The 7,576-nt window shown below is 62.6% G+C and carries 7 protein-coding genes; 2 read left to right on the forward strand and 5 right to left on the reverse strand.

Annotated features, from left to right (window positions below):
* Positions 1-148 precede the first annotated feature (148 nt).
* Positions 149-514, forward strand: a complete 366-nt coding sequence (locus K9857_RS28950) for an Mpo1-like protein (RefSeq protein ID WP_224541782.1) — start codon at positions 149-151, stop codon at positions 512-514.
* Positions 515-529: 15 nt separating this feature from the next.
* Here K9857_RS28950 and K9857_RS28955 read toward each other — a convergent pair whose 3' ends face one another.
* The 3 genes from K9857_RS28955 to K9857_RS28965 form a co-directional block, all read right to left on the reverse strand.
* Complete coding sequence (locus K9857_RS28955; protein WP_224541783.1) at positions 530-1,327, reverse strand: acyl-CoA thioesterase; 798 nt, start codon at positions 1,325-1,327, stop codon at positions 530-532.
* A 253-nt stretch (positions 1,328-1,580) separates the two neighbouring features.
* Positions 1,581-2,339, reverse strand: coding sequence for a CHAD domain-containing protein (locus tag K9857_RS28960; RefSeq protein ID WP_224541785.1), 759 nt, complete (start codon positions 2,337-2,339; stop codon positions 1,581-1,583).
* Between the two features lie 89 nt (positions 2,340-2,428).
* A complete protein-coding gene (locus K9857_RS28965) occupies positions 2,429-2,707 on the reverse strand; it encodes a hypothetical protein (RefSeq protein ID WP_175378661.1) in 279 nt (92 codons plus the stop codon).
* 220 nt (positions 2,708-2,927) lie between these two features.
* Between K9857_RS28965 and K9857_RS28970 the strand changes: the two genes are divergently transcribed.
* Entirely contained in the window at positions 2,928-3,968 is a 1,041-nt protein-coding gene (locus tag K9857_RS28970) for a patatin-like phospholipase family protein (RefSeq protein WP_224541786.1), read from the forward strand.
* Between the two features lie 141 nt (positions 3,969-4,109).
* Here K9857_RS28970 and K9857_RS28975 read toward each other — a convergent pair whose 3' ends face one another.
* Together K9857_RS28975 and K9857_RS28980 are read right to left on the reverse strand one after the other, a co-directional pair.
* The gene (locus K9857_RS28975; RefSeq protein WP_224541789.1) at positions 4,110-4,802 is read right to left on the reverse strand and encodes a response regulator; all 693 of its coding nucleotides are present in this window, start codon (positions 4,800-4,802) and stop codon (positions 4,110-4,112) included.
* Positions 4,803-4,850: 48 nt separating this feature from the next.
* Positions 4,851-7,514 (reverse strand): sensor histidine kinase, encoded by a 2,664-nt coding sequence (locus K9857_RS28980; protein ID WP_224541791.1) that lies wholly within the window; start codon positions 7,512-7,514, stop codon positions 4,851-4,853.
* Between the last annotated feature and the right edge of the window lie 62 nt (positions 7,515-7,576).

Genomic DNA, 7,576 nt, shown 5'->3' on the forward strand with positions numbered 1-7,576 from the left:
GAGCGAGCCTGCTCGCGATGAGGCCAGTTCGGCCGACATCAACATTGACCATGACGCCTATCACTTCGATAGCCAACCTTGATTCGCCGCCTGCATGGACCGGGCCTATTCTTCAACCATGTTCAACATGGACTTGAGGATCAGCATCATGGGCAAACGTCACCCCAACCTTCCTTCCTGGCAATGGCGTGCCTACCCGGGCAATCACCAGCACCCGACCAATCTGGTGCTGCACCTGATCGCCGTACCGCTGTTCATCGTCGCGTTTCTGCTGATTGTTTCCGGCGTGTTCGGCTTGAATCTGGCGAACTTCGCCATCGGCATCGTCGGTGTGATTGCGGCGCTGGGTTTGCAGCGCCATGGTCACAGTCTGGAAGCAGAGGCTTCCGAGCCGTTCAGTGATCGCAAGGACGCGGTATCGCGCCTGCTGGTCGAGCAGTTTCTGACCTTTCCGCGGTTTTTCCTCAGTGGCGGCTGGTGGCGCGCCTGGCGTGAGCGCCACCGCCGTCACTGATTTGCCAACCAGAGATCAGGCAAAGACCGTGACCGTCTGCCGGCTCATGGCGATCAGACGCCCTTCGGGATCCCACAACTTCGCCGCCGCGTGGCCATAGCCATCGGCGGCGTGTTCCGTTTCGACCAGGTATTTGCACCAGTGGAGCGTGCTCAGATCGAGCAGCGGCTGAACGAATTCGATGGTCCAGGTCAGCGTGCTGCCCATCGCCGGTTTCTTCAGGAACGGCATCACCGCCGGAGGCCAGGCATCCACCAGAGCCAGGATGTGCGCTTCGCTCACCGGCTCTTCTTTCACATCGCCGCGCAGACGCACCCAACCGCCCATGTGCCGCGAGGTGTTGCCGGTGAACGGCAGGCCGCCGACGCTCCAGCGCATCGCAATATGGCGCATGAACTCCGGGATCACGCCTTCGATGAAAGGCAGTTCCTGACAGTCGTCCCAGTGTTTCATTTCCGGAGCCGGATGAGCCTGAACCGCAACCTCCGACGGCCGCGAGGCACCGAAGCTGCCCTGAATCAGGGTCACCACCTGCCCTTTCTGCATCGCCCGGCCGAGAATCTGGCTGACCGCCTTGCCTTCGCGCAGCACGTCGACTTCAAAACTCACCGGCACTTCCGGCTCCACAGGCCCGACAAAGGTAATCGCCAGCGAACGCACCGGGCGATCGGCCGGCACCTTTGCGCGCATGGCCTCAAATTGCAGTGCGGCCACCAGCCCACCGAAGCTGGCACGCCCTTGCGCCCATCCCGCGGGGATGGACAGGTCCTGCGGCTGGCGGCGGACAGCGTCAAGCAGATCGGAAAAACGCATGAAAACCTCGGGGGCATGAAAAACAATGGAGGGATCTTAACCAGCCGGCGAAGGCTGTACAGCGCCTATTCCGGCCAAATTGACCGGCAGATGAGCCGCACAGGTTTCACGCTTGCCACAACCCACTGTGGGAGCGAGCCTGCTCGCGATAGCGGTGGATCAGATGACAATGATGTCGACTGTTACTCCGCAATCGCGAGCAGGCTCGCTCCCACAGTTTTGGAATACCCCACACATTTGATAGGCGTTCACCTCAGGATTGAAAGCAAGCCTTGTCGAGCTTGTCGAGGACCTGGTCGGCGCGCTGTTCAGCCTGGGCCATGGCGGTTTTCCAGGTGGCGACGCAGGGTTGCAAATCCGCCTCCTGCTCGGCCAAGGCCAGCCATTGCAAGCAGTCATGCCAATCGCCCAATGCGCCCTGGGCCGACTTCAATCGCGGCTTCGCAGCTTTCGGCAAGCGATCCAGTTCGGGGTAGGCCTCGATGCCATAGCGCACGCGCTTGATCAACAGGCGCAGGCGATGACGGTCGTGGGCGGGATCGTGCAGGGCTTCGTCGAGTTTTTTCCACTGTTTGCCCAGGCGCTTGGTGATGAGCTTGCCCAGGCCCTTGAGCAATCCCTGACGCTGGGCTGCCCGTAAAAAGCGCGGAAAGGCTTCGAGGATCAGCAGCAGTTGTCCAAGCTCGATGCTCTCCGCCACTGCAGGATAAGCCTTTGCCATCTGCGCCATGCGCCATTGCGCGGCCTCGGCGTGACCATGCTCGAGCAGATAGGCCGCCAGCACCTCACGATCACGCAACGGGGTGGTCAAGTCACCGACATGGGACGCCGCCGCTTCCAGCTGTTCAACGCCGGGCAACCCGCGCAATGGCCGCAACAGACTGCGCAACCGCCGAACCGTGGTGCGCAGGTCGTGCAGGGCTTCCGGATCCGTGCGGGCGCTCAAACGTGCCTGACAGGCCAGCAACCGAACTTCAACGCTCAGGACGTGAGCTACCAATCGGTTAATCATTGGGGTTACTCCATTAACAGCTGCAAGCAACGGATTCAGATGCCGGACGACCAGACTTGTAGCTTAGAGCCTGAAGCTGCTTTTATCCTTCAACGCCCTGCTCGCGACTCACGAATATAGAACCGCGCCTTCTCGGCCTTCTTGGTGCAACCCTCAAACCCCTCGAATTGCTGCTGAGTCTTGGCCGCGGTCAGCAGCGACAGGGCCTTGGAATAGCTGACGTTCCCCGCAAATCCTTCAGCCTTGGCCAAATCCAGTTCCTTCCAGGCCGCATCGAGCTCGTTGCCGCAGCTGTCGCGATACGCGGTTTTGCCGGCGCAACCGGCCAGTGCCAGGGCAATCAGTGGCACACAGATCCAGGCTTTCATCACTTACACCTCAAAAGATAGAAACAGTCATGCACTTAGGACGGTTTGACGCCGGAAAAGTGCCGTCCATCGGACGCGTAGACTATAGCGTTGGCGAGAATAATCGAGTGCCGCCATAAGCTGTCGAAAAAACGACGCGTTCACCGTCCCGTACGACCTCGACGATTGAACGGCGCCCCTCGATGGGTGCATTGTTGAGGCATTGAAGTGAGGGCGATTGATGAAAAAGCGTGTCGCACTGGTATTGGGCTCGGGTGGAGCCCGGGGTTACGCGCACATTGGCGTGATCCAGGAGATCGAAAGGCGCGGCTACGACATCGCCTGCATTGCCGGTTGCTCGATGGGCGCTGTGGTCGGAGGGATCTACGCCGCCGGCAAACTCAATGACTATCGCGACTGGATTGAGAGCCTGGATTACCTCGACGTGCTGCGTCTGGTAGACGTCAGTTTTCGCCTGGGGGCGATTCGCGGAGAAAAGGTGTTCGGACAGATCCGCAAGATCGTCGGCGAGATCAACATCGAAGACCTGCGCATCCCCTACACGGCCATCGCCACCGACCTGACGAACCAGCAGGAAATCTGGTTCCAGGAAGGTTGTCTGCATCAGGCCATGCGGGCCTCGGCGGCGATTCCCAGCCTGTTCACACCGGTGATGCAGGGCGGTCGCATGCTGGTGGATGGCGGCATTCTCAATCCGTTGCCGATCGTGCCGGTGGTGTCCAGCCATTGCGACCTGATCATCGCGGTCAACCTCAATGCTACCAACCAGCGGCATTACAAGTTGCCGGTGATCCAGCGGCCTGCCGCGTTCAAAAGCCGGTTCGACAGACTGGTCAATTCACTCGGCTCAAAAATGCCGTTCAGGCGCAAACAGGCCGAGCAGTTGCTTCAGCTGGAAAAGGAGGCGCTGATGGTGGAAGCGGCCGAGATCAATCCCTGGATCGATTCCGCCGAACCCGAATTCCAACAACCGGCCGCCGCTCCCGAGCGCGACGGCGCGCCGAAATCAGCGACCGGCTCGTTCATCATCGACAACGTCGGGCCGGCGTCTCTGCTCGACCTGATCAACCAGAGTTTCGAGGTGATGCAGACCTCTCTGGCGCAGTACAAGATCGCCGGCTATCCACCGGACATCCTGATCAACGTGCCGAAGCGGGTTTGCCGGTTTTTCGAGTTCTACAAGGCGCCGGAGCTGATCGCGCTGGGGCAGGAAATTGCGCGGGATACGCTGGATCGGTATGAGAATGAGCGGGAGTCCTGAGATTTTGCGGTGACTTTGAGGGCCTCTTCGCGGGCAAGCCTCGCTCCTACAGGTTTGGGGGTGTTCGCTATTTTGTGAACGACTCAAACCCCGTAGGAGCGAGGCTTGCCCGCGAAGGCGTCAGCCCAGGCACCGCAAAAACTAACGCTCACTCAACAACCGATACCCCACCCCCGCCTCGGTCACGATGAACCGTGGCTTCATCGGATCATCCGCCAGCTTCTGCCGCAAATGCCCCACCACGATTCGCAGGTAATGGCTGTCCTCGGTATGAGTCGGCCCCCAGATGTCCTTGAGCAGTTGCTGCTGGGTGATGACCCGTCCCGGATGCCGTGCCAGCTGCGCCAGCACCGCGTATTCCTTGCGGGTCAGGGCGATTTCGTTGCCGTCGAGCAACACCCGGCGATAGGCCAGGTCCACCGTCAGCGGACCGAAATTCAAGGCCGCTTGCTGGGCCTCGCCCACCGGCGCCTGGCGTAGCAACGCACGAATTCGAGCTAGAAACTCCTGAATGCCGAAAGGCTTGGTCACGTAGTCGTTGGCGCCGCCATCCAGCGCCTCCACTTTCTGCCCTTCCCCGGCGCGCACCGAGAGCACCAGCACCGGCACCGTCGACCATTCGCGAAAATCGCGCAGCACCTGCTGGCCATCCATGTCCGGCAGTCCGAGGTCGAGCACCAGCAGATCCGGTTTGTTCAGCGCGGCCTGGGCCAGCCCTTCGCTGCCGGTTCCGGCTTCCAGCACTTTGTAGCCCTGGGAAGCGAGACTGATGCGCAGGAATTTGCGGATCTGCGGTTCGTCGTCGATGACCAGGATGGTCGCGGTCTGGCTCATGGATTCACATCGAAATGAAGAAGTGGCAAGAGAGTAACGCAAGCAGGATCAGGCTTCACTTTCATTGCCGTCCGAGTAGCCAGGCTGAGCCTGCAACGGCAAGTGCAGGGTGATGCAGGTGCCGCGCCCGTCGATGCCGTCCTCGACGCTGATCCGCCCGCCATGGGCGCCAACCATGCCCTGACAGATCGCCAGCCCCAGCCCGGTGCCCTGCCCGCCCCGATCACCTCGGGCGGCGGTGTAGAACATGTCGAAAATCTTCGCCCGGTCCGCCTCGGGAATCCCCGGACCTTCATCGCTCACCGAGAAAAACAGCTCGGCGTCATTAGCTCCGGCGCGCAATTGCAGGCGACCGTGAGGCGGGGAAAAGCGTGCGGCGTTTTCCAGCACGTTGACCAACGCCTGCTCGATCAGCGCCGCATGGACGAACAGCAGCGGCAGTTCCGCCGGCACTTCGGTGCTGACCTGCAACGGCGCCAGTACTGCACGCAGGCGATTGAGCGCGCTGCCGACGATGTCCGCCGGCGATACCCAATCCCGCGCCAGCTTTAGCGCGCCATGGCCGAGCCGGGTCATGTCCAGCAGGTTCTGGATGTAGCGGTCGAGGCGTTCGGCTTCATCGCGAGTGCCTTCGAGCAGCTCGCGGCGATCCTCCAGCGGGATCGCTTCGCCCAGCGCCAGCAGGCTGTCGATGCTGCCACGCATGGAGGTCAGCGGCGTGCGCAGATCGTGGGACACCGAGGCCAGCAAGGCGCTGCGCAGTTGTTCGGTTTCGCCGTGCAGCCGCGCCGCTTCCAGGTCGTCGGCCAATTGCGCACGGGCCAGTGCCTGGGCCAGCGGTTGGCTCAGGGCCGTCAGCAAGCGCCGACGCTGCCCGCTCAAGGTCTGGCCTTCCCGGGCGCAGACACCGAGCAGCGCCAGCGGGCCGTCTTCCACCGACAGCGGCCACCACCACCAACGTCCGAACGGCAAGGTGCCGGTGCCGGCGCCCGCCGGCTGATCGTGTTGCCAGGCCCAATCGGCGGCGGCGCGCTCGGCTTCGGTGAATTCCAACGGACCACCGGTTTCGACTTTCCAGCCACTGGGGCCGTCGCGGTTGAGCAGGCACAGTTGCAGATCGCTCCAGCCATTGAGGTGCTGGGCGGCGGCGCTGACCACGGCCTGACGGTCGGTGGCGGCGGTGAGTTTGCGCGACAGGTCGAGCAGTTCGCTGGTCTCTTCCTGAGTGTCGCGCAGGGCCTGCAATTGGCGGCGCTGACGTGCGGCGAGATTGCCGGTGAGCGCTGCCATCAGCAGGAAGAACAGCAAGGTCAGCACGTCTTCCTCGCGCTGGATGCTGAAAGAAAAATTCGGCGGGATGAACAGGAAATCGTAGGCGAGAAACGAGAGTGCAGCGCAGGCCAAGGCAGGCCCGAGGCTGCTGCGCACGGCCACCAGCAATACTGCTGCAAGAAACACCAGGGAGATATTCGGCACTGGCAAGGCGTGAGCGACTACCCAGGCCAACACGCTGGCCAACACCGTCGCCACCACCGCCAGGGCGTAATCGAACCACACCAGCGGCTGCATCGAGCGCTGGCGTGGCTGGTGCTGTTCGTGATCGCTATCGAGGACGTTGATTTCAAGGCCCTTGGCATTGCGCAGCAAGCGCGCCGCCAGGCCTCCACCGAACAGGCGCCTGCGCAAACGCGGCCGGGACTGGCCGACCAGCACCAGGGTCGCGCGACGTTCGGCGGCATGCTGGATCAGGGTTTTCGCCACCTCGCCGGCCCGCAGCAAAACCACTTCCCCGCCAAGACGTTCGGCCAGTTGCTGAGCGCTTTGCAGGCGCAGGCGCGACTGCTCGTCCGCCCCGCTGCCGTTGTCCACATGCACCAGGCTCCACGGCAGATGCCGGCGCTGGGCGACGCGGCTGGCGTGACGTACCAGCCGTTCGGCCTGGTGATCGCCATCGACGCCCACCAGCAGACGACCGCGCACCGCAGGCGCTGCCTGACCGAGCTGGCGATAGTTCTGGGTCAGATCGTTGTCGACCTGAGCGGCTGCGGTTTGCATTGCCAGCTCGCGCAATGCGGTGAGGTTGGTCTGGGTGAAGAACGCATCGATCGCCGCCCGCGCCTGCTCGGGCACGTAGACCTTGCCGTCACGCAGACGCTCGAGCAGCTCGCGCGGCGGCAAGTCGATCAGCAGCAGCTCGAAGGCTTCCTGCAGCACCCAGTCCGGCAGGGTTTCGCGCACCTGCACACCGGTGATGCCGCGCACCTGATCGTTGAGACTTTCCAGGTGCTGAACGTTGACCGTGGTGTAGACGTCGATGCCGGCGGCGAGCAGTTCCTGAATGTCCTGCCAGCGCTTTGCGTGGCGGCTGCCGGGGGCGTTGCTGTGGGCCAGTTCGTCGACCAGCACCAGTTTCGGTTTGGCGGCGAGCAGACCGTCCAGATCCATTTCTTCGAGCATCACGCCGCGGTATTCCGAGCGCAGCAGCGGCTGCTGCGGCAAGCCGCCGAGCAGCGCTTCGGTCTCGGCGCGGCCATGGGTCTCGACCACGCCGGCGATGAGCTTCACCCCCTGGCGCTGCTGGGTGTGGGCGGCTTGCAGCATGGCGTAGGTCTTGCCGACACCGGGGGCGGCACCGAGGAAAACCTTGAGCCGGCCACGGCCATCGCGGGGCAGGTTTGCTAATAGCGCGTCGGCGCGGCCGGAGTCGCTCATGCTTTGGGTCTCTTCTTTACAGATGTTGATGTGGAGATTGTTCTATCGCCATCGCGGGCAAG

The organism is Pseudomonas sp. REP124, from assembly GCF_020164475.1.
Classification (GTDB): domain Bacteria; phylum Pseudomonadota; class Gammaproteobacteria; order Pseudomonadales; family Pseudomonadaceae; genus Aquipseudomonas.